The sequence below is a fragment of the Erwinia sp. E602 genome, assembly GCF_018141005.1.
GTDB lineage: Bacteria > Pseudomonadota > Gammaproteobacteria > Enterobacterales > Enterobacteriaceae > Erwinia.
In genome coordinates this window covers 4344950-4365489 of record NZ_CP046582.1, presented here as the reverse complement: position 1 = coordinate 4365489, position 20540 = coordinate 4344950, and the positions used below count along the sequence as shown (strand labels likewise).

Genomic DNA, 20540 nt, shown 5'->3' with positions numbered 1-20540 from the left:
CCTCGTTGCTCAGGCCAGGTCGGCGACAGGAATTTTTACCACCACCTTGCGGATCGCCTGTGGCGTCTCCAGCATGCCGTTCGGGCGGTGAATATCTTGCGGATAGAACACCGCAAAGTTGCCCGGCTGCATCAGCAGCTGGCTCTCATGCGGTGCGTCCTGATAGAACACGATGTCGCGCGCTTCATCGTAGGGCTGCTGCACGGGCAGATCGGCCTGCGCCGTTGCGACACCGATCAGCTCGCTGCCGCTCACCAGGAACTGCACGTCGAGATGGCGGCGGTGCGCTTCCGGGAAGTTCTCATGGCCCGGCGAGGTCTGCAGATCCAGCACCTGCACCACCCAGCCGGTGGCGTCGTCCTGATAGCGCCCGGCGGCCATCGCCGCCAGGTCATGGCCGCGCAGGTAGTCGAGCGCGCGGGCGATGGCGGCGGGATAGTGGCGGGTATCGGTATTCTCAATGTGACCAAAGATCATCGCGTTGCTCCTTACAGGGCCTGGATACGTGCCCAGACGCGTTCATCAACCGGGATACCGAGCCGCTGGTTTTCAGCGCGGATGCCGGGGAATTTGTGGCCGGGCAGGCGGATCGCCTGCTGGCTGTCGGCACGTTCGGCACCGCTGATCGACTCGCGGATGCGCTGCAGCTTGCTATCGCGGGTCGGGCCGTCGATCAGCCGGTCAACGTCGATGGCGATAAACACCTGGGAGATACCGAATTCGTCGCCGTTGTCTTCGGTCACCTCGGTCACCGAGGCACCGTTAGAGAGCAGGGTGGCGACCATATCCAGCACGATGGAGAGCGCCGATCCCTTCCAGTAACCCATCGGCAGAATGCGGCGGTTGGCCTCAATGGTGGCCGGGTCGCGGGTGTAGTGGCCGTCGTCGTCAAAGCCGCCGTCCACCGGCAGCGTATTGCCCGCCAGGCGGTTAATTTCCAGCATGCCGTAGGAGAACATCGACATCGACATATCGACCATGGTGATCGGATCGCCCGGTACGGCGACGATCAGCGGATTGGTACCGATGGCGCAGTTTTTTGCCCCCCACGGCGGCATCACCGCAATCGAGTTGGTCCAGCAGACGCCGATATAGCCCTTTTCTGCCGCCTGCCAGCCGTAGCTGCCGCCGCGCATCCAGTGGTTGGCGTTACGCAGCGCCACCAGCCCGATGCCGTGGCCGTCGGCCAGCGCCATGGCGCGATCCATCATGCTCCGGGCGGTGAGGTTACCGATGGCGCGGTGGGCGTCCCACTGTTCGATCGCCCCCAGCGACAGGATCTTCTGCGGCTCGGCGTCCGGTACGATATGCCCGGCGTCCAGCTGCTGGATAAAGCGCGGGAAGCGGTTGACGCCGTGGGAATAGACGCCGTTTTCGCTGGTGTCGGCAAACAGGGTGGCGCAGGCGTCGGCTTTCTCCTCCGTCACGCCGCGTGCCAGTAACACTCTTAAGAACTCCTGCTTTAACTGCGCGTAGCTGATTCTCATTCTGCTGGTTCCCTGCCGCCGGGTACGCACCCGGTACTGGCGGCGTAATTTCAATATATGGAATGACGTTTCAAATAAATCCTATGGGGAACAGCGGGGGAAGTCAAAAAAAGAGGGTGTAAATTTTTCTTTAAAAATCAATGAAATAAAACCGTGTTTGGCTTCTGTGATCGCGGGCACATCGGGCGGGAATGGGGCGCGGGGCATCGCAGAACAGTCAGACCGATCTGTGGATCCTCCCCCGTAGAAAACAGGGGGAGGCTGTTATGTGCAGGTCAGCGGCGGCCGCTGCAATCCCGCTCTGTTACTGGCGCAGTGGTCGACACTGGCAGGCAGGTTAGCGGGCGGGATACGGCGCGGTGGCTTTCGGCTGGCCTGCACGTGGCCGGTGGCCGGCGACCCTTACCGCCCGATCCGCACCCGGTAGAGCGAGGTGGTGGCGGTGATATACAGCTCGTCACCGTCCGGGCCGCCGAAGGTGCAGTTCGACACCCGCTCCGGCACCGCGATCTTGCCCTGGCGCTGTCCCTGGCTGTCGAACAGGATCACGCCGTCATCGCAGCTGCACCAGATCGATCCTTGTGGATCAACGCAGAAGCCGTCCGGGATACCCGGATCCACCCCGGCAAACTGGCGCCCGTCCACCAGCTGCATGCCGTCAACCCGGTAGACCCGCAGCTCACGGCGGCCCAGCGTCGGAAAGTCGATAACCGACATATCCGCCACGTAGAGCAGGCTTTCATCCGGTGAAAACGCCAGCCCGTTTGGACGCTGCACGTCGCTGGCGGCGATACTTAGCTGCCGGGTGGCCGGATCGAAGCAATATACGTAGCAGCCGATCACCTGGCTGTGCGCGTGGTAGCCCTCGTCGTCGCTGATAATGCCGTAGGGGGGATCGGTAAACCAGATCGTCCCGTCGGAGCGCACCACCACGTCGTTCGGCGAGTTGAAGCGCTTGCCGTCGACCTTCTCCACCAGCAGCCGGACGCTGCCGTCCGCCTCGGTGCGGCTGATGGCGCGGCGGCCGTGTTCACAGCTCACTACCCGCCCTTCGCGGTCCAGCGCGTTGCCGTTAGCGTAGTGTGACGGTGAGCGCCACAGGCTCAGCTCACCGTTGCGCTGCCAGCGGAACATGCGGTTGCCTTTCACGTCGCTGAACACCACCGCATCCTGCTGCGGCAGCCATACCGGCCCTTCGGCCCAGATGGCCGGCGAGCAGAGTTTTTCCAGGATGAGTCCGTCCGTTACTGACATAGATCCTCCGTTATTTCACGCCCCAGATGGCCTTGTAGTGCCCCTGGTAGTCATTTTGCGGGTCGTAGTGGTTCTGCGGCCCGCCGTCGCTGCCGATATTCTCTTTAGTGATCAGGTGCGCCGGGGTGATATAGCCGGACGGCGGCTGGCCGGCAAAGGCGCGGTTAAACTCGTCCAGCAGCTGCCAGCCGTGCAGCGCCAGCGGTTCAGCCACCGTGCCCAGCTGGCTGTCGCCGTTGCGGATGCGCTGGAAGGCCGAGATCGAGCCGTCGCCGGCGGAGATGTTATACGGCGCGTTGCTGCCGCCTTTACCGGCGGTTTTCAGCGCCGGGGCCATAAAGTCAAAGTAAAGATCGTTGATCGCCAGCGCGTACTGGAAGCGGTCGCCGTACTTCTGCAGCAGGCTGAAGGTCATCGACGGCATGCGGTTGGCGGTATCCGCCAGCGGCGTATCGATAAACTCCACCAGCTGACAGCCGCTGCATTTGGCGATCTCCGCCTTCATCACGTTGGCCTTATCCAGCGCGATCTGGTACAGCGAGTCGGTGAAGATCAGCACCTTCGCGGTGCCGCCGGATTTCACCACCGCGTACTGCGCGGCGAGGCGGGCCACCTCGTTAGAGTCAGAAGTAATGTTGGTGACGATATTGTACTGCGCCAGCGGCCCCGGCTGCGGTTTGGCGTGCCAGGCCATCAGCACGATCTTCTGCTGGTGGGCCTTCTTCAGCAAAATTTTCGCCACGTTCGGATCCCAGCCGCCGATCACAATGCCGTCCGGGCGCTGGGCGATCGCCTGGTTCAGCGCCGCCAGCTGATCTTTCACCGAACCCCCGCCGTCCAGGGTGTCCAGCTGCCAACCTGCCGCCTTCGCGGCGTCGCTCAGCCCCTGCTGCACGCCCTGGATGCCGCCGTTTTTCATATCGGCGGCGATGAAAATCACCTTTTTATTCGGCTGCAGACGCGGGCCGCTGGTCGGGCCGTCCCACTCGCTGACGCTGGCGGTGGCTCTGGTGACCGCCGCCGTGGCCTGGTCAAGGTAGCTGTCGGCCCAGGCGGGCAGCGATCCGGCAAGCAGGGTACAGAGGGCAAGAGCAGGAACATGACGTTTCATAGCGAACTCCCTGGAGTGATGGTTTTCTGATTATTGTCTGGCGTGCTGGCCGGGGTGCTCTGGTTGCGCACTACGGCTTTCTGATTGAGCATCCGGCGGCGCTGGGCGTAACCGGCAAGGGTGATTGACAGCAGCAGGGTGGCACCGTTAAACAGCGGTTCGACCCAGAATTCCCCGCCAAACTGCTGGATGCCGGCGATGCCGATGGCGAGAATAGCGATACCGACCACGGTGCCCCAGACGTTGACCCGCCCCGGACGAATGGTGGTGCTGCCGAGGAAGGCGCCGACCAGCGCCGGTAACAGGTAGTCCATGCCGACGCTGGCCTGGCCGACGCCCTGTTCGGCGGCGATCAGCACGCCGCTAAAGCCGGTCAGCACGCTGGAGGCGATAAACGCGCCGATGGTAAATTTATTCACCGCGATGCCGTTCAGCCGCGCCGCCGCCGGGTTTCCGCCCACCGCGTACATGCAGCGGCCGAGCGGGGTATGTTCGGTTACCAGCCACAGCACCACCGCCACCGCCAGCACGTAAAACGCCCCGATCGGAATGCCGAACAGCTCGGTGTACTGCAGCGCGGTGAAGGCATCGGGCAGGTCGCCGACGATCTGGCGGCCGCCGGAGTGCCACAGCGCCACCGCGTAGAGCACGGTGCCGGAGCCCAGCGTGGCGACAAAGCTGTCGATATCGGCCAGCGCGACCAGGATGCCGTTCAGCAGCCCGTACAGCGCCGAGATCGCCAGCACCGTCAGCACCGCCATCTGCCACGAGAAGCCGTACTGCACCTGCAGCGTGATGGCAAGAATGTGCCACAGCACGATGCCGAAGCCGACGTTAAGGTCGATTTTACCGACGATCATCGGCAGGGTGGCCGCCAGCGCCAGCAGGGCGATCTTGGCTTTGCTGGCAAGGATCGCCTGCAGGGTCAGCATGCTGGCGAACGACGGCGACAGCAGCGAGAACAGCAGCGTCAGCAGCACGCACAGCAGCAGCAGGCCGTAGCGGGTGATCACCTGCATCGACCAGGGGCCAATGCCGTGCTGGCCGAGGCTGACCCGCTGCTCCAGTGCCGTAGACTTAACGGATGTTTTGTTGGACATATCGCTTCTCCTGCCACCTTCCGGGCGGCGTAGTGGCTCAGACAGTGGCTAACGGGGCGGTGGAGCTGGCCGAAGCCAGTTCCAGTAATTGGGCAAAGGTCACCTGCTCGTTTTTCAGTTCACCCACCACCTGGCCGCGGTTAAACACCAGCGCGCGGTTACAGATATGGGCGATCTCTTCAAAGTCGCTGGAGATCACCAGCACCGCCACGCCGTCGGCCAGCGCTTTGTTCAGCAGGTGGTAGATCTCTTCACGCGCGCCGACGTCGACCCCGGCGGTCGGGTCTTCGAGGATCAGCAGCGGGGCGTTGAGGTGCATCCAGCGCGCCATCACCACCTTCTGCTGGTTGCCGCCGGAGAGCGCGCTGATATCGAGGTTGACGTCTTTCGGGCGCACGTCAAACAGCTGCACCTTCCACCAGCTGGCGCCAATTTCGGCGCGCCGGCCGTAGCGCGACAGCAGACGGTGGCCGCTGGCGCACGGATTAATAAACAGGTTTTCGCGCACGCTCATTGACATCACCAGGCTCTCACCGGTGCGATCGCCAGCCACCAGCGAGACGCCGGCATCCATCGCCTGGCGCGGCGACTGCGGCTGATAACGCTGCTGGCGGAACTGAATAGAGCCCGCGCTGGCCTGGCGCAGGCCGAACAGCAGGCGACCGATCTCCTCCTGCCCGGCGCCGCGCAACCCGGCCAGCGCCAGCATTTCTCCCGGCTGCAGGTCAAAGGAGATCGGACCGACCTCGCCAGTGCGCAGCTGCTGCAGGCTGAGCACCGGGTCACGCTGCTCCGGCAGCGGCAGGCGCTGGTTATCGGCCAGCGCTTCGCCGACGATGGTTTCCACCAGGCCCCGCAGGCTGTACTCGCTGGTGTGCCCCCCTGCCACGCGCCGGCCGTCACGCATCACGCAGACCCGGTCGGCGATTTCGATCACCTCATCGAGCCGGTGGGTGACGTAGATCATGCCGACCTTTTTCGCTTTCAGCCGTTCGATTACGCCGAACAGGTGGCGCACGTCGTTGGCGGGCAGCGAGGCGGTGGGTTCATCCAGCACCAGCACTTCGGCATTCACCGCTACCGCACGGGCGATGGCCAGCAGCGATTTTTCGGTGCGCGTCAGCTCAAAAACCCGCGCATCCGGGTCGAGGGCGATACCGACTTCCTCCAGCGCGGCGCGGGAACGTTCACGCACGGCACGCCAGTCGATCAGCCCCAGCCTGCGGCGGAATCCCATCACCAGCGCCATGTTCTCCGCTACCGTCATCCACTCGATCAGCCCGAGATCCTGATGGATAAAGGCGATCGGCTGGCGCTGCGCGGTTTTCAACTGTGCTGCGGAGCTGATGCTCTGCCCGTGGAAAATGATGTCGCCGCCGTCACGCGGGTAGACCCCGGCCAGCACTTTGATCAGCGTGGATTTGCCGGCACCGTTTTCGCCCAGCAGGGCGAGGACCTCGCCGGGATGAACGTCCAGACTGACATCGTTAACGGCGAGGGTGCCGCCGAAGCGTTTGGTAATGTGCGCAAGCGTCAGAACGGGATCGGGAGATGACGGCATTATGGCCTCCTGCAACAGGTGAATGTTTACAACGGCGACGGCAATGACATGGCGATTAATGGTTCAACTAATTCCAACATGCGAAATCAAGTTTCAAAAATAGTATTCTTCCTGAACCGGGAAAGCAAAGGGTCAGACATTTTATTTGTTATTTAAAAACAGTGACTTATTTTTTTTGTTGCGGAATTGTGATGGACTGCTCACTTCTGATTGCCGCTGTTCGCCGGCCGGGATGACCGCTACAATGGGGAAAACACCGTGCCATATTCCCAATCTGCCAGGGCTGAGTTACCCTCTGGCAACCCGGTGAAACCAAGAGGAAGCGTGGATGCGCACCAAGGCGGAAAATGAAGTGAAGGATGATAAAAAAGAGCAGCCTGCCGGTACCCAGAGCCTGTTTCGCGGACTGCAGCTGATTGAAATTCTGAGTAACTATCCGAACGGCTGCCCGCTGGCCCACCTGTCTGAGCTGTCGGGGATGAATAAAAGTACCGTGCACCGCCTGCTGCAGGGGCTGCACAGCAGCGGCTACGTCACCCAGGCACCGTCAGCGGGCAGCTACCGGCTGACCACGAAGTTTATCTCGGTCGGGCAGAAGGCGCTGTCGTCGCTGAACGTGATCCACGTGGCGGCCCCGCATCTGGAGAGGCTGAATCTTGAGGTGGGAGAAACCATCAACTTCTCCAGCCGCGAAGACGACCATGTGATCCTGATTTACAAGCTGGAACCGACTACCGGCATGCTGCGCACCCGCGCCTATATCGGCCAGCATATGCCGCTGTACTGCTCGGCGATGGGCAAGATCTTTATGGCGTGGGATAACGCAGAGTATCCGGCGCACTACTGGCAGACCCATCAGGACGTTATTCAGCCGCTGACCAGAAATACCATCACCGGCCTGCCGGAGATGCTGCAGGAGCTGCAGAGCATCCGCCAGCATCAGACCGCGATGGACAGGGAGGAGAACGAACTGGGCGTCTCCTGTATCGCCGCGCCGGTTTTTGATATCAATCAGCAGGTGCAGTACGCGGTCTCCGTTTCACTGCCGACCGCCAAGATGCAGCAGATCGGCGTGAAGAAGCTGATGGCACCGGTGGTGGCGACGGCGAAAGCCATCTCCGCCGAACTGGGTTTTCATGGTTAAACTGCGGTCTGTACGCTCTGCTGACCTGCGATTGACGGCTGAGACCGCACAGTTGTTTCCTGTGGGAAACAATAAAGGGTTTAATCGCTTAATTGTTGCGAAGAAATCTGGCTGTGGCAGGATGGTTTCAACGGGAAATGACCCACACTCTTTTGAACCAAATCCGAATACGAAGGTGTAGCGATGAACGATAAAGTAGTTAACTGGAATGGTGGCTTACAGCCGGAAGCCGTTGAGATCCTGTCTGCTGAAGGCGGCATGATCGTCTGCCCGACCAAAGTCGGCTACATCATCATGACCTCTGATGCCAAAGGCCTGGAGCGCAAGTTCGACGCCAAGCAGCGTAACCGTAACAAGCCGGGCGTGGTGCTGTGCGGCTCGCTGGAGCAGCTGAAAGAGCTGGCGCAGCTGAACCCGGAAATCGAATCGCTGTATCAGCAGCACTGGGACCAGGACGTGCTGCTGGGCTGCATCCTGCCGTGGAAAGAAGAAGCGGTGGCGCGTATTCCTGAAGACGGTTCCAAAGACCTGATGATGGATGGCCGTCAGACCAGCTGCTTCGTGATCAAGTTTGGTGTCCCGGGCGAAAACCTGGCGAAAGAGCTGTGGGAAAACCACGGTAAGTTCTCCTTCGCCAGCTCGGCTAACCCGTCTGGCAAAGGCAACCGTGGCCTGGTGGAAGGCATCGGCGAGCGCATCGAGCAGCACGCTGACCTGATTATTGCGGCCAACGACTACGTGAAATCTATCCAGCCAAATGAGTCTGAAAAGACCCGTTACGAGCAGGGTGTGATGGTGGCGATGGTAGACGAAACCGGTAAACTGGTTCCTGAGCAGAAAGGCGAGCGCAACATCACGCCATGCCCGGTACTGATCCGTAAAGGTCTGGACGTGGATAAGATTATGTCGATGCTGTCTGACACCTTTACCACCTGGGACTACCGCCACGGTAACTACTATTAATTCAGCCGCTTAACCCGCTCAGGTTAAACAGACTTAAGCCCGCATACTGCGGGCTTTTTCGTTGCTGTAAGGCGGTGCCCGGAACGTAAAGCGAACGCCTGCGGGATTTTTATTATGCTAATGCTTTCTGTAACGCTTCCACAAATAAGCGCACGCGTGGAGAGATATAGTTTTCACTCTTCATGATCACGTAAGATTTATACACATCCATTTCCCAGTCGGGCAATACCTGTACCAGGCTGCCGCTGGCCACCGCCTCTTCCGAAATATAGCTGGGAAGATAGGCAATCCCCGTTTGCGCCTGTGCTGAGGTTAACAGTGCAATACTGTTATTAGCGCGAAAACGGCTGCGCACCTCAATATCTTTTTTCAGCTTCTCTTTGCGAAACGGCAGTGAAATGGTGTGGGCTGGCCCGCGGAAAAGAATAAAGTCGTGGCGCGGCAGATCGTCAGGGGTGCTGATGGCCGGATGCTGCTGTAAATAACCCGGCGCGGCGTACAGCCCCCAGGCGATATCCATCAGCGGGCGGTAGTGGCCGTGGCCGGGCAGCTCGCGGCGGATGGCAATCACCAGGTCAACGCCGTCGTCGTCGAGGCTGACCGGGCGGTCGGTCAGATCGAGATCGACGCTGACGTGAATATTGCTGGCGACGAACTGATTGAGCACCGGCACGATGCACTGGCAGCCGAAGGTCACCGGGGCTGCCACCCGCAGGCTGCCGGTTGGCTCTTCATGAAACTGGCGGATAAACAGGTCGGCGCTTTTCACCTCCTGCAGGATGCGATAGCAGTAGTGATAGTAGGTCATGCCAACTTCGGTGACCTTAATTCGCCGGGTGGTACGCTCCAGCAGGCGGGCACCGAGACGCACTTCCAGCGCGGAGATCTCCTTGCTGATCGACGATTTTGCCAGCCCGAGTACTTTTGCCGTCTCCGTATAGCTCAGCGTCTCGACCACTTTGGCAAAAATAATCATCCCGCTCAGGTTTTCAAAATCGCTCATCTCGGTCCTGGATTGTTTTTAGAGGGAAACAATGGCTGATATTAGCATGTTCCCGGTTTACTGCGCAGAGAAAAAGAGTAAGTTAATAAATAACAGCAACGGCAATGTGGGTTCAATAAAAAAGAGAGCGATTTAAATGGGGCAGACCATCAGTCAGAAAATTCTCGCTCAAGCCAGCGGGCGCGATAGCGCATTGCCCGGAGAAATTGTCTGGGCAAAAGTGGATATATTAATGTCGCACGATCCCTGTATGCCGGGCGTCGCCAGCGTATTTAAAAAAGAGTTTGGCGAACGGGCAAAAATATGGGATGCAGAGCGGTTTATTTTAATACCGGACCACTTCGTCTATTCCGCCGACCCGCAGGCCAATCAGAATATTCGCGTGATGCGTGAATTCGCCCGCGAGCAGGGGGTGAAATATTTCTATGACGTCGGCACGCCGGATTATAAAGGCGTGTGCCATATTGGCCTGGCCGAGGGCGGCCACACCCGCCCCGGCGAGGTGCTGCTGGGCACCGACTCGCATACCGTGACCGCCGGGGCGTTTGGCTGCTTCGCCATCGGGCTTGGCATCACCGACGCCGCCTATGCGCTGGGCACCGGTGAGATCCCGCTCAAGGTGCCGGCCAGCATTCGCGTCAACTACCGCGGCGTGAAGCCGCGCTACGTGCAGGCCAAAGATCTGATCCTCGCGCTGCTGGCCGAGCTGACCGTCGACGGTGCCACCTATGAAAGCATCGAGTTCGGCGGCCCGGCGATCGACGCGATGTCGGTGGAGGAACGGATGACGATGTGCAATATGGTGGTGGAGTGCGGGGCCAAAAACGGCATTATGGTGCCGAACCAGGCCACCCTCGACTATCTGGCCACGCGCACCGACGTGCCTTACGCCGTAGTTGAACCGGATGCGGACGCCGTCTACAGCCGGGTGGTGGAGATTGACGTCAGCGCCATGCAGCCGCTGGTGGCGCGGCCGCACTCGCCGGATAACGTGGTGCCGATCGACCGGCTGCGCAACGTGCAGGTCGCCCGCGCCTATATCGGTTCCTGCACCGGCGGCAAGCTGGAGGACTTTATCGCGGTGGCGCAGATCCTGCGCGGGCAGAAGGTCGCGATCCCTACCTTTGCCGTGCCGGCCACCAGAGAGGTGTTTCACCGGCTGATTATGACGCAAATCGAGGGCGAATCGGTGTACCAGATCCTCACCGGTGCCGGAGTGCAGCTCTCCTCCGAGCCAGGCTGCGCCGCCTGCTGCGGAGGGCCAGCCGACACTTTTGGCCGGGTGAACGAGCCGGTGTCGGTGATTTCCACCACTAACCGTAACTTTGTCGGCCGCATGGGGCACAAAAGCGCGCAGATTTACCTCGCCTCACCCTATGCGGTGGCCGCCGCCGCCGTGCGCGGTGAAATCACCGATCCGGCGCTGCTGGCAGGAGTATGCCCATGAATCACATCATCACAGGTCCGGTCTACGTGCTGGGCGACAATATTGATACCGATCAGATCCTCACCGCTGAATATCTTAAGGTCAATCCGTCAACGGCTGCGGGCTATGCCCAGCTGGCCGGGCTGGCGATGTGCGGGCTGCCGCCGGGGGCAACGCCATTCCTTGATGCCAGCGGTGAGCGGGCGGCGTACCCGATTATCGTTGCCGGCAACAACTTTGGCTGCGGGTCGTCGCGCGAGCACGCGGTGATCGCGCTGGGGGCGGCCGGGGTGCAGGCGGTGATTGCTCAGTCCTATGCACGTATCTTTTTCCGCAACTGCGTGGCAACCGGCGAAGTGCTGCCGGTGGCCTCGCCTGAACGGTTGTGTGACCGGCTGAGGACCGGCGATCGGGTGGCCATCGATCCGCTAACGCAGGAGGTACGACTGCTGGAAACCGGCGAGACGCTGGCGATTGAACCGGTAGGCGAGCTGGCGAATATTATTGCCGCCGGCGGGCTGTTTGCCTACGCGCGGGCCAGCGGCCGTATCCCTGCGGCCTGAAGAGCCGTTTTCAGCAGCAGAACATCGCTAACGAAGCGGCCTCAACGGGGACGCCGCAGCAGGTCAGTAAGTCTCTGCCCCGCCGTGCCCCGGGGGAGGGCGGCGTAGATAAAAAAAGCCTGCGAATATGCAGGCTTTATCGCTTTTCCAGTAACGCCGGAGCAGGTTTACTTCGCCGAGGCGACCAGCGCACCGCCGGCAAACACAAACAGCGTGCCGGTCGAGCGGTTCAGCAGGCGCAGGCGTTTCGGGTTAGCGAACAGCCCGGAGAGACGGCGACCGGCGCAGGCATAGGCGAACATAATGCTGCCGTCCAGCACCGCCCAGGTCAGCGCCAGGGTGGCAAACTGCAGCGCATGCGGCTGGCTGGCATCGATAAAGTTCGGGAACAGCGCCGCGAAGAACAGCAGGTCTTTCGGGTTGCTGATGCCGACCATAAAGCCTTTGCGGAACAGACGCAGCGCACCGGCGGACTCTTCCACATCCGGCGTCGCCATCGGCGTTTCATCGCCTTTATCGCGCCAGGCGGAGATGCCCAGCCAGATCAGATAAGCGGCACCCACCACTTTCAGCACGGTAAACGCCGTGGTGGAGGCGGCCAGAATCGCGCCGAGGCCCAGCGCCGAGGCGGTCATCAGCATCAGCGCGGCCAGCACCCCACCGGTGATGGTGGCCAGCGCCTTCTGGCGGCCGTAGCGCAGGCCGTGGGTCATGCTGATGAGTGCCGACGGGCCGGGGATGGCGATCAGCGCGGCGATCACGCCGGTATAAGCCAGCCAGAGATGCAGGGTCATATCAATCCTTTCAGGTTAACCCTCTGCCTGAGGGGCGCGGGTGAATACAGAAATCGGGTCATTCTACAATGGTGCGATAGTTTATTTTCCCGGCAGTGAGAAGTAAATCACAGCGGTAAAATTTGTGCGTCTGGGTGCTGGGGTCTGTGCGGCTCGCGGCTGCCGGACGCAGGGTACAGGTGGCAAAGGGGGAATCCGGGAAGGTGCTGCAGAGCGTGAGGCGCGAGGCTGCCAGCCAGGTTTTATCACTGCTTATTGCAAAATCATTGCGCAAAAAACGGGCAATTGTTAGAGTTTACAAATCTGTAATATCACCGGTGAGCCTGATTATTTACCTGACTTTACCCTGGGGGAGAAAATAAACTCAGCGTTTTCCGGTAAATAGAAATATTCTCACGCCACAGTTATTTTTAGACATATTTACATATTAACTGTAATAGAAACATTGGGTTGCAGTGTCACTCCTGACGACTATAATGAGTGTTCGCCATAACATTCACCACGCTAATTATTGCCAGTAGCGTTTGGCATCAGGAGGTTCTTATCACTTTTAATCAGAATCAAGCGATGATCGACAACAACCATACTGAATATGAAGCCTGGTACCACGATTACGAAGCCGGACCGGACGCGGTAGTCGAACCGCAGCCGGAGACCATTCGCGGCCTGCCGGTTTCGGATATCCTCACCCCGGCAGATCGTTATCAGGACCTGTTTGAGGCGGTGCAGATGTCACGCGTCTTTGCGGACAGCAAAACTTTTGCCGACTGTACCCCGAAGCGGGAGCCGGAGCAGATCCTGTTCCGCTACTACCTGGCGCGCGAGCGCGACGACTTCAGTCTGCTGGATTTTGTGCTGGAGAACTTCGAGCTGCCGGTCGTCCATGAGAGCCATTACGTTTCCGATCCGCAAAACAGCATGGCGGAACATATTGACGGGCTGTGGCCGGTTCTGACCCGCCATCCGGCCAGCCACGGCGAGTTTTCGTCGCTGCTGCCGCTGCCAAAACCCTATGTGGTACCGGGCGGGCGGTTTGGTGAAGCCTACTACTGGGATTCGTACTTCAGCATGCTCGGTTTTGCCGCCAGCGGGCGCGGCGATCTGCTGCGGCATATGGCGGACAATTTTGCCTGGATGATTGATACCTACGGCCATATCCCTAACGGTAACCGGACCTACTATCTCAGCCGTTCGCAGCCGCCGGTATTCGCGATGATGGTCGAACTGTTCGAGAAAAACGGCATTAATGAAGCGACGCGCTACCTGAAGCAGCTGAAAAGCGAATACGCCTTCTGGATGGACGGGCAGGATGACCTTGTCCCGAACCAGGCTTACCGCCATGCGGTAAGGATGCCTGACGGATCGGTGCTGAACCGCTACTGGGACGACCGCGATACGCCGCGCGATGAGTCGTACTTTGAGGATGTGGAAACCGCCCGCCGTTCAGCGCGCCCGGCCAGCGAGGTGTATCGCGATCTGCGCGCCGGGGCGGCGTCCGGCTGGGATTTCAGCTCACGCTGGCTGAGTGAAGCAGGGCGGATGGAGAGCATCCAGACCACCAGCATCGTGCCGGTCGATCTGAACGCGCTGATTTATAAGCTGGAAACCGCGATTGCGCGTCTTTCGGCCGCCGAAGGCGATCTGGATACCGCCGAGCGCTTCCAGCAGCTGGCGCTGAAACGCCGTAAGGCGGTCAATCACTACCTGTGGGATGACCAGGCCGGACTCTACCGCGACTATAACTGGCGCGAAGGCGGGCAGGCGACGTTCTCGGCGGCGGCGGTGACGCCGGTCTACGTGGGCATGTCCAGCCTCGACCAGGCTGCCCGTACCGCGAAGGCGGTGCGCGACTACCTGCTGGCGCCGGGCGGGCTGCTGAGCAGCATGGAGGAGAGCGGCGAACAGTGGGACAGCCCCAACGGCTGGGCACCGCTGCAGTGGATGGCGATTAAAGGCTTCAGCAGCTACGGTGACGCGCTGCTGGCGCAGGAGATCGCCCGCCGCTGGCTGCATACGGTCAGCGCCACCTATCAGCAGCACCATAAGATGGTGGAGAAATACAACGTGACCGGCGATGCGGCGCTGCTCGGCGGCGGCGGCGAGTATCCGCTGCAGGACGGCTTCGGCTGGACCAACGGCGTGACGCGCCGCCTGCTGGAGATGTACCCGGATCTGTAACCGGCCGCGGGCGGCACCGCTGCCCGCGCTCTTGCCCACCAATTTCCGCAGGTAAAAAAAAGAATCTGGCGTTAAGCCAGATTCTTTTTTTGTCTTTGGGGCAGTTGGTGGCTGCCCGTAAGACGATTATCACATGCACCCACCGTTAACGATGAGAGGTTAATCGCAACCTTTTATCAGGTCAAAAATTCATCATTGATAAAAAATCACCCTCGTTAGCGGAACAGCTTCTCCACGAAGCGGATATAGGCCGGCCGCCAGAAATCCATCTCGTGGCCGCGGTCCGGCACCGCCTGGTAGTCAAACTTCACGCCGTTCTGCTCCAGCGTCTGCTTCAGCCCGGCGATATCCTTACCGGTGATGCTGTCCTCAGCGCCCACCGCCACGGTGAAATTCACCAGCTGGCGGTTGATCTCATCCGGCCGCGCCAGCTGTGCCGATACTTTTGCATCCGGCACCGTGGTCACCGTCACGCCGCTTAAGGTCGCCAGCGCGCTGAACGACTCCAGGTGGCGCATGCCGGAGACCAGCGCCTGATAGCCGCCCTGCGACAGCCCGGCCAGGGCGCGGCCGCCGGCGTCGCGACGGACGTTAAAGCGCTGGTTAATCAGCGGAATAATATCGTGGATCAGCTCACGGTCGGCCGCATCGGCGTTAAGCGGATAGAACTCCTTGCGGCGCTCTTTCGGCACGTAGGTTTCCGGGGTGGTGGTGGCGGTATCGGTTTCGGTATCCGGGATCACCAGCAGCATCGGTTTGATCTTCCCCTCTGCCAGCAGGTTATCCATGATCTGTGGGAAACGTCCCTGATCCACCGCCGAGCGGATGCTGTCACCAAAGCCGTGATAGAAGTAGAGCACCGGCAGCGGTGCCCCACGGCCATCGTAGCCCGGCGGCGTCCACACCAGCACCTGGCGTTCGCGTTTCAGCTCAGCCGAGTGATAGGTCAGCGCGCGCAGCTCGCCGTGCGGCACCTGGCGTTCATCCAGCACGCTGCCCGGCACCAGCACCAGGCTGGTATTGACCTGGCGCTGCGGCTTAACGCTGGCGGTGCCGGTATCCACGCTGCGGAAACCGTCTACGGTGAAGAAGTACTCATACAGGTTCGGCTGCAGCCGCGCGGAGCGGAAGCTCCAGATACCGTCGGCGTCGCGGGTCATCGGCTGTGAGACGATGGTTTCCGGCGGCACGCTGGTAAACAGCGTCACCTGTTTTGCCTGGGGGGCAAACAGGCGGAAGGTGATGCTGTTGTCCGCGTTAACGCCGGTCACATACTGCGTGACCGGCCGGTCCTGCGGCGGCAGGGTCGGAAAATCCGCCGGCAGCGTCAGCGCCTGAGCGGGCAGGGTGCCCCCCAGCAGCAGGCCGGAGAGCAGCAGTGTAAGCGTACGTTTCTTCATGGTCGGTTTCCTTATTTCGCGTGATTAGCCGGGCGTATTACCACCAGACCTCAGCCTGCACGCCGACGGTAAACTGGTCTTTTTTGTTATCGGCAAAGCTGTAGTTGGACAGCTCATTATCCAGCATACGCAGCCAGGTGCCGTAGAAGCGGATCTCCGGACGCGAGTTGAGGATGCTGGTATCCACCTTCAGCGCATGGTAGAGGGTGGTTTTGTAACCAGACTCTTTCAGCTTCTCGCCGTCCTCTTTTTTGTTGGTCTGGGTAAACCAGCCCAGCTCTACGCCGGTCTGATTATAGGTGTCCCAGATCCACGCCGGACGTACCACGGTGCGCACGCTGCTAAAGTCGCTGTGCGCGCCGGTGTCATAGCTGTAGACGTCACTACCCTGTGACAGCACCACGGCGTTGGCCATAATGATCCTGTCGCTGAGGTAGGCTTCGCCCTGCGAGAACAGGCGGTAGGCGGTACCGTTGGTGTGGTCGCCATAATAGTAGCCGTTGAAGCTCATCGCCGAGCTGGCACCCGAGTAGTTAGCAAAGCTGCTGGCTGAGGAGTTGGTGGCCCCCTGCAGGCCGATATCGTTGTAGCCTTTCTCACCGATCTTCTGGTGCAGGATCGCCGTTAACAGGGCAGAATCCTTGACCGCGAAGTAGCTTTTGTCATTTTCAGCGCTCTTCTGCGTGTCATTTTTATTGGCCATGGTGTACTTGGCCATCAGGCTCAGCGTGGCGCTGTCCCACAGCGGCAGATCGTTATAGCGTGCTTCCACCGAGTTGCTGTTCATCTGGGTTTTGCTGCTCAGATCGCGCGAGTAGACGTCGAAGTCTTCCCGGGTCAGAGCGAGGTCCAGTTTACCGGCGCCCACCTGCCAGTTTTCTATGCCAAGGCCGCCGCCGACGTCGGTACGCAGGCTTTTCCAGTCGAGCATCTGGATTTCATATTTCTTCAGACCGTGTTTACCGACCCAGAAGTCCGCTTCCGGTGCAAACGGCAGGAAGCCGGTGGTGGTCAGGTACATATCGGAGAACTGCATGATGTTTTCGTTGCCGGCGTTTTCACCGAACCAGCCGGAGCCGTACTGCTGGCCAACGTTACCGTCCAGCATCACCACCGCGTGGGCGGTTTTACCGTTCTGGTTATACACCCGCTGTTTAAACTGCAGATCGTACCAGCCGGAGTGCTCGTTGCCGAAGCGGCCTACCGAACCGATAGCGTAGGATTTCGGTGAACCGTGGTTACCGGTTGCCCAGCCGGTGCGGATATAGCCGTTGTAGCTGAAGCCGATATCCTCTTTCACGTACTTGCTGATATCTTTCAGGCTGACCGGCTGGCTGTTCTGGCCGTTGCTGCTGGCCACGTCGACGGTGGAGCTGGCGTCAACCGGCACGGGAGCCGTCGCGCTGCCAGCGGTGCCAGAGGTATCCAGATCCGCGGCGTTTGCCGTGGTCGGCCGGGTGGCAGCACGTTTTGCTATAGTCTGATTTTCGTGCTGTGCCTTATATTCACGGAATTCGCTTTTAGTCTGTTGCAGCTCTTTCTCTAATAATTCCAGACGCTGTTCGAGGGTCAGCTTCGCCGCGAATACGTGGGGCGTAGCCAGTGCCGAAGTCATTAAAACCGCTATCATCTTAAGGGCATGTTTTTTCACTTTTGAGTTTCCCCTGGTGAATTATTATTAATTAAAGGTAATAAAATCCCCTGCCGGTCAACCTGCTGACTGGCATTATTTAATCGCTGCAATCCCTCCGGCAGCGAGATGTTTTTAAAAGCGTTTTATATTTTTTTCTCTGACGCTGGCAATTCCCCCACCTTGTTCTGGCCTTTTTTTGAGCAAAAAAAAACCTGAATGACGTCGCGGTCGTAGCATTCACTACGCGCTGACGTCATTCAGGTTTTGCCCGTTAATCGGCATGCCGAAAAACAGTAACAACCCTGTGTTGCAATTAACAAACTCGTGTCTAAATATTTCGCTAAGAAGATTCTCTATCAGCTGAGGTTGCCGCTGCAATCTGTTTTTAATCTCCGTTTACGTTCTGTGATGCAACTAACACTTAACGGCTGGCTGGCTGCTATCCTGCGATGGGGCGTTTTACCGACGTTGTCAGGAGAAAATAAATGGGTGAAAGATTTATCAGCGCGGACCATATTCGCGATCGTTTTTCTAAGGCCATGTCGGCGATGTATCAGACGGAAGTGCCGCAGTACGGCACCCTGCTGCAGCTGGTACGTGAGGTGAATCAGCAGGTGCTGCAGGACACGCCGCTGCCGCTGCCCACGGAAGAGTGGCCCGCTGCCCTGAACCGGCTGAGCGTAGAGCGCCACGGGGCAATTCGCCTCGGCAGCGCGGCTGAGCTTGCCACCCTGCGCCAGCTGTTTGCGGTAATGGGGATGGAACCGGTGGGCTATTACGATCTCTCTGCCGCCGGCGTGCCGGTGCACTCCACGGCGTTCCGCCCGGTCAGCGAGCAGGCGCTGCAGATTAACCCGTTTCGCGTGTTTACCTCGCTGCTGCGACCAGAGCTGATTGAGGACCCGGCGCTGCGCCAGACGGTGTGTGAGGTGGTGGCACAGCGCGATATCTTTACCCCGCGCCTGCGCGAGCTGCTGGCGCTGTGGCAGCAGCAGGGGGGATTTGACGACGGTGAGGCCGACGAATTTGTGCGCCAGGCGCTGGAAACCTTCCGCTGGCATCAGCAGGCGTCCGTCGATCTTGCCACCTACCAGGCCCTGCTCGGCCAGCACCGGCTGGTGGCCGACGTTGCCTGCTTCCGTGGGCCGCATATCAACCATCTGACGCCGCGCACGCTGGATATCGATCGGGTGCAGCAGCTGATGCCGGAGTACGGTATTACGCCGAAAGAGATCATCGAAGGGCCACCGCGGCGGCGCTGCCCGATCCTGCTGCGGCAGACCAGTTTCAAGGCGCTGAACGAGGAGATTTACTTTGCCGATCGGCAGCAGGGCACCCACACCGCCCGCTTTGGCGAAATCGAACAGCGCGGCGTGGCGCTGACCCGTAAGGGGCGCGCGCTCTACGACCGCCTGCTGCTGGAGGCATCACTGGAGAAACAGGCGGATAACGCCAGCCACCAGCGCCACCTCAGCGCGGTGTTTGCCGCCTTCCCGGATGATGACGATACGCTGCGCCGCGAAGGGCTGGCCTGGTATCGCTTCCGGCGTAACCCGCAGGTCCCGGCAGAGCCGGGTGAAGATCTGGATGCGCTGATCGCCCGCGGGGCGGTGGTGGCCGAACCGATTATCTACGAAGATTTTCTGCCGGTCAGCGCGGCGGGAATTTTCCAGTCCAACCTCGGCACGGATAAGGGCCAGGTGAACAGCGGCAACCCCAGCCAGGGCCTGTTTGAGCAGGCGCTGGGCCGCGCGGTGATTGATGAGTTCAGCCTCTATCAGCAGCTGCAGCAGGACTCTCTGGATCGGCTGTGGGCGGAAGTGGAATAAGCGGGCAGAAACCTCGCGGCGTTCATACGCGTGGATCAGGCGAAAGGTGGCTGGCGGTTGAGTACGCGATCGATCACGTTCAGCGCCCCTTCATGGTTGTTACTTTCGGTATGGAAGCGCGCCACCTGTTTTACCGCCGGTTGTGCGTTAGCCATCGCGAAGCCAAAGCCGGCGTGAGCGACCATCTCGACATCATTACCGCTGTCGCCTACCGCCACCACTTCATTATCTGCAATCTGCCAGCGCTGTTGCAACAGCGCCAGGCCGTGCGCCTTGTGCACGCCGGGGATAATCAGGTCGACAAAACCAAAGCCGCTGGAGACCGGGGTGACAATGCCGTCAAGGGCGTGGCCGACGTGGGCCATCAGCTGCGGGATATGTTCGTCATCCATATTCAGCGAAAACTTAAAGATGGTGTCGTTCAGCTGGCTGAAATCCTGACGCAGCTCCAGCCGGTGGTAGTGTTTCGACATCAGCGTGACCAGCGCCGGCGGCGACGTATCCAGCATGTAAGCGCTGCGCGGGCCGCAGACTACCACGTGAACGTAGGGCAGGTCAGACAGCACCGACAGCACCTTTGCCAGGTGATCCTGACTCAGCTCGCCGCAGAACAGCGTTTCGCCTTTATCGACAATATTGGCGCCATTTTCGGCAACGAAGGCGATCTCATCGCGGATTTCCGGGAAAAAACTGATCAGCTGGTAGTACTGGTTGCCGCTGGCGACGACAAACTTGATCTCCTGCTGTTTAATCTGCTGATACTGCTCAAGAAAGCGCGCTTTATTGTAGCGTTTCTCATCATTCAGAAAGGTGCCGTCCATATCGACGGCGATCATCTTAATCATTTTGCCAGGCCCCGGGTCAGTAGAAAGAACAACTTCTGTCATCATCGCGGGAAAATCATGCATGAAAAAGAGGTTGGTTTTTCCGGTTTTTTCCCCTTTTATCGCCTCTGCGGGTGCAGCAGTGGCTTTTATCAGAGAGAAGGCGGCCGGTTTTATGCCGCCAGGCTACTATCCGGTAATAAGGGGAAATCTTGAGTCAATAAAGCGGAAACTATTGTAAACGCTTATGACCTGTCCGACATACCGGGT

Annotated in this window: 17 protein-coding genes; 6 read left to right on the top strand and 11 right to left on the bottom strand. The window is 59.8% G+C overall.

The features are described from left to right. Window positions 1-9: 9 nt before the first annotated feature. The 6 genes from GKQ23_RS21645 to GKQ23_RS21620 form a co-directional block, all read right to left on the bottom strand. Complete coding sequence (locus GKQ23_RS21645) at window positions 10-477, bottom strand: YhcH/YjgK/YiaL family protein (RefSeq protein WP_212409405.1); 468 nt, start codon at window positions 475-477, stop codon at window positions 10-12. An 11-nt stretch (window positions 478-488) separates the two neighbouring features. After that, complete coding sequence (gene yiaK, locus GKQ23_RS21640; RefSeq protein WP_212409404.1) at window positions 489-1487, bottom strand: 3-dehydro-L-gulonate 2-dehydrogenase; 999 nt, start codon at window positions 1485-1487, stop codon at window positions 489-491. A 402-nt stretch (window positions 1488-1889) separates the two neighbouring features. Beyond that, window positions 1890-2741: an SMP-30/gluconolactonase/LRE family protein gene (locus GKQ23_RS21635; RefSeq protein WP_212409403.1), complete on the bottom strand. Its 852-nt coding sequence runs from the start codon at window positions 2739-2741 to the stop codon at window positions 1890-1892. Window positions 2742-2751: 10 nt separating this feature from the next. Beyond that, on the bottom strand, window positions 2752-3852 hold the full coding sequence (locus tag GKQ23_RS21630; RefSeq protein WP_056235238.1) for a substrate-binding domain-containing protein: 1101 nt from the start codon (window positions 3850-3852) through the stop codon (window positions 2752-2754). Next, window positions 3849-4952 (bottom strand): ABC transporter permease, encoded by a 1104-nt coding sequence (locus GKQ23_RS21625; protein WP_056235240.1) that lies wholly within the window; start codon window positions 4950-4952, stop codon window positions 3849-3851. Before GKQ23_RS21625 ends, GKQ23_RS21630 begins: the two co-directional genes overlap by 4 nt. A 37-nt stretch (window positions 4953-4989) precedes the next feature. Next, window positions 4990-6513, bottom strand: coding sequence for a sugar ABC transporter ATP-binding protein (locus GKQ23_RS21620; protein WP_212409402.1), 1524 nt, complete (start codon window positions 6511-6513; stop codon window positions 4990-4992). Between the two features lie 328 nt (window positions 6514-6841). On the opposite strand from GKQ23_RS21620, the gene GKQ23_RS21615 reads away from it, so the two are divergent. Both GKQ23_RS21615 and GKQ23_RS21610 read left to right on the top strand, forming a co-directional pair. Next, the gene (locus tag GKQ23_RS21615) at window positions 6842-7657 is read left to right on the top strand and encodes an IclR family transcriptional regulator (protein WP_056235246.1); all 816 of its coding nucleotides are present in this window, start codon (window positions 6842-6844) and stop codon (window positions 7655-7657) included. 183 nt (window positions 7658-7840) lie between these two features. Beyond that, window positions 7841-8620 carry an L-threonylcarbamoyladenylate synthase gene (locus GKQ23_RS21610; protein ID WP_056235251.1) on the top strand — a complete coding sequence of 260 codons (780 nt, stop codon included), beginning with the start codon at window positions 7841-7843 and terminating at the stop codon, window positions 8618-8620. A 112-nt stretch (window positions 8621-8732) separates the two neighbouring features. Here GKQ23_RS21610 and GKQ23_RS21605 read toward each other — a convergent pair whose 3' ends face one another. Continuing rightward, a complete protein-coding gene (locus tag GKQ23_RS21605) occupies window positions 8733-9623 on the bottom strand; it encodes a LysR family transcriptional regulator (RefSeq protein WP_212409401.1) in 891 nt (296 codons plus the stop codon). 136 nt (window positions 9624-9759) lie between these two features. Here GKQ23_RS21605 and GKQ23_RS21600 point away from each other — a divergent pair, with 136 nt between their 5' ends. Together GKQ23_RS21600 and GKQ23_RS21595 are read left to right on the top strand one after the other, a co-directional pair. Beyond that, window positions 9760-11070, top strand: coding sequence for an aconitase/3-isopropylmalate dehydratase large subunit family protein (locus GKQ23_RS21600; protein WP_212409400.1), 1311 nt, complete (start codon window positions 9760-9762; stop codon window positions 11068-11070). After that, window positions 11067-11612, top strand: coding sequence for a 3-isopropylmalate dehydratase (locus GKQ23_RS21595; RefSeq protein ID WP_249168450.1), 546 nt, complete (start codon window positions 11067-11069; stop codon window positions 11610-11612). The genes GKQ23_RS21600 and GKQ23_RS21595 overlap by 4 nt, the downstream gene beginning before the upstream one ends. Window positions 11613-11779: 167 nt before the next feature. Here the strand turns inward: GKQ23_RS21595 and GKQ23_RS21590 are convergent, their stop codons facing one another. Then, window positions 11780-12406, bottom strand: coding sequence for a LysE family translocator (locus tag GKQ23_RS21590; RefSeq protein WP_056235261.1), 627 nt, complete (start codon window positions 12404-12406; stop codon window positions 11780-11782). A gap of 567 nt (window positions 12407-12973) precedes the next feature. Here GKQ23_RS21590 and treF point away from each other — a divergent pair. After that, entirely contained in the window at window positions 12974-14584 is a 1611-nt protein-coding gene (gene treF, locus GKQ23_RS21585; RefSeq protein WP_212409398.1) for an alpha,alpha-trehalase TreF, read from the top strand. A 215-nt stretch (window positions 14585-14799) separates the two neighbouring features. On the opposite strand, the gene GKQ23_RS21580 is transcribed toward treF, so the two are convergent. After that, on the bottom strand, window positions 14800-15984 hold the full coding sequence (locus tag GKQ23_RS21580) for an esterase (protein ID WP_212409397.1): 1185 nt from the start codon (window positions 15982-15984) through the stop codon (window positions 14800-14802). Between the two features lie 37 nt (window positions 15985-16021). Further along, window positions 16022-17599, bottom strand: coding sequence for a carbohydrate porin (locus GKQ23_RS21575; protein WP_233208990.1), 1578 nt, complete (start codon window positions 17597-17599; stop codon window positions 16022-16024). Between the two features lie 503 nt (window positions 17600-18102). Here GKQ23_RS21575 and GKQ23_RS21570 point away from each other — a divergent pair. Then, complete coding sequence (locus tag GKQ23_RS21570; RefSeq protein WP_212409396.1) at window positions 18103-19446, top strand: VOC family protein; 1344 nt, start codon at window positions 18103-18105, stop codon at window positions 19444-19446. Between the two features lie 35 nt (window positions 19447-19481). On the opposite strand, the gene GKQ23_RS21565 is transcribed toward GKQ23_RS21570, so the two are convergent. After that, window positions 19482-20291, bottom strand: a complete 810-nt coding sequence (locus GKQ23_RS21565) for a Cof-type HAD-IIB family hydrolase (protein WP_212409395.1) — start codon at window positions 20289-20291, stop codon at window positions 19482-19484. Between the last annotated feature and the right edge of the window lie 249 nt (window positions 20292-20540).

Bases quoted from the DNA above. Each gene is read 5' to 3' on its own strand.
- GKQ23_RS21600 (WP_212409400.1), top strand. From the start codon at position 9,760: ATGGGGCAGACCATCAGTCAGAAAATTCTCGCTCAAGCCAGCGGGCGC.
- GKQ23_RS21615 (WP_056235246.1), top strand. From the start codon at position 6,842: ATGCGCACCAAGGCGGAAAATGAAGTGAAGGATGATAAAAAAGAGCAG.
- GKQ23_RS21620 (WP_212409402.1), bottom strand. From the start codon at position 6,513: ATGCCGTCATCTCCCGATCCCGTTCTGACGCTTGCGCACATTACCAAA.
- GKQ23_RS21610 (WP_056235251.1), top strand. From the start codon at position 7,841: ATGAACGATAAAGTAGTTAACTGGAATGGTGGCTTACAGCCGGAAGCC.
- GKQ23_RS21645 (WP_212409405.1), bottom strand. From the start codon at position 477: ATGATCTTTGGTCACATTGAGAATACCGATACCCGCCACTATCCCGCC.
- GKQ23_RS21630 (WP_056235238.1), bottom strand. From the start codon at position 3,852: ATGAAACGTCATGTTCCTGCTCTTGCCCTCTGTACCCTGCTTGCCGGA.
- GKQ23_RS21595 (WP_249168450.1), top strand. From the start codon at position 11,067: ATGAATCACATCATCACAGGTCCGGTCTACGTGCTGGGCGACAATATT.
- GKQ23_RS21590 (WP_056235261.1), bottom strand. From the start codon at position 12,406: ATGACCCTGCATCTCTGGCTGGCTTATACCGGCGTGATCGCCGCGCTG.
- GKQ23_RS21575 (WP_233208990.1), bottom strand. From the start codon at position 17,599: ATGACTTCGGCACTGGCTACGCCCCACGTATTCGCGGCGAAGCTGACC.
- GKQ23_RS21625 (WP_056235240.1), bottom strand. From the start codon at position 4,952: ATGTCCAACAAAACATCCGTTAAGTCTACGGCACTGGAGCAGCGGGTC.
- GKQ23_RS21570 (WP_212409396.1), top strand. From the start codon at position 18,103: ATGGGTGAAAGATTTATCAGCGCGGACCATATTCGCGATCGTTTTTCT.
- GKQ23_RS21605 (WP_212409401.1), bottom strand. From the start codon at position 9,623: ATGAGCGATTTTGAAAACCTGAGCGGGATGATTATTTTTGCCAAAGTG.
- GKQ23_RS21580 (WP_212409397.1), bottom strand. From the start codon at position 15,984: ATGAAGAAACGTACGCTTACACTGCTGCTCTCCGGCCTGCTGCTGGGG.
- GKQ23_RS21635 (WP_212409403.1), bottom strand. From the start codon at position 2,741: ATGTCAGTAACGGACGGACTCATCCTGGAAAAACTCTGCTCGCCGGCC.
- GKQ23_RS21565 (WP_212409395.1), bottom strand. From the start codon at position 20,291: ATGATTAAGATGATCGCCGTCGATATGGACGGCACCTTTCTGAATGAT.
- yiaK (WP_212409404.1), bottom strand. From the start codon at position 1,487: ATGAGAATCAGCTACGCGCAGTTAAAGCAGGAGTTCTTAAGAGTGTTA.
- treF (WP_212409398.1), top strand. From the start codon at position 12,974: ATGATCGACAACAACCATACTGAATATGAAGCCTGGTACCACGATTAC.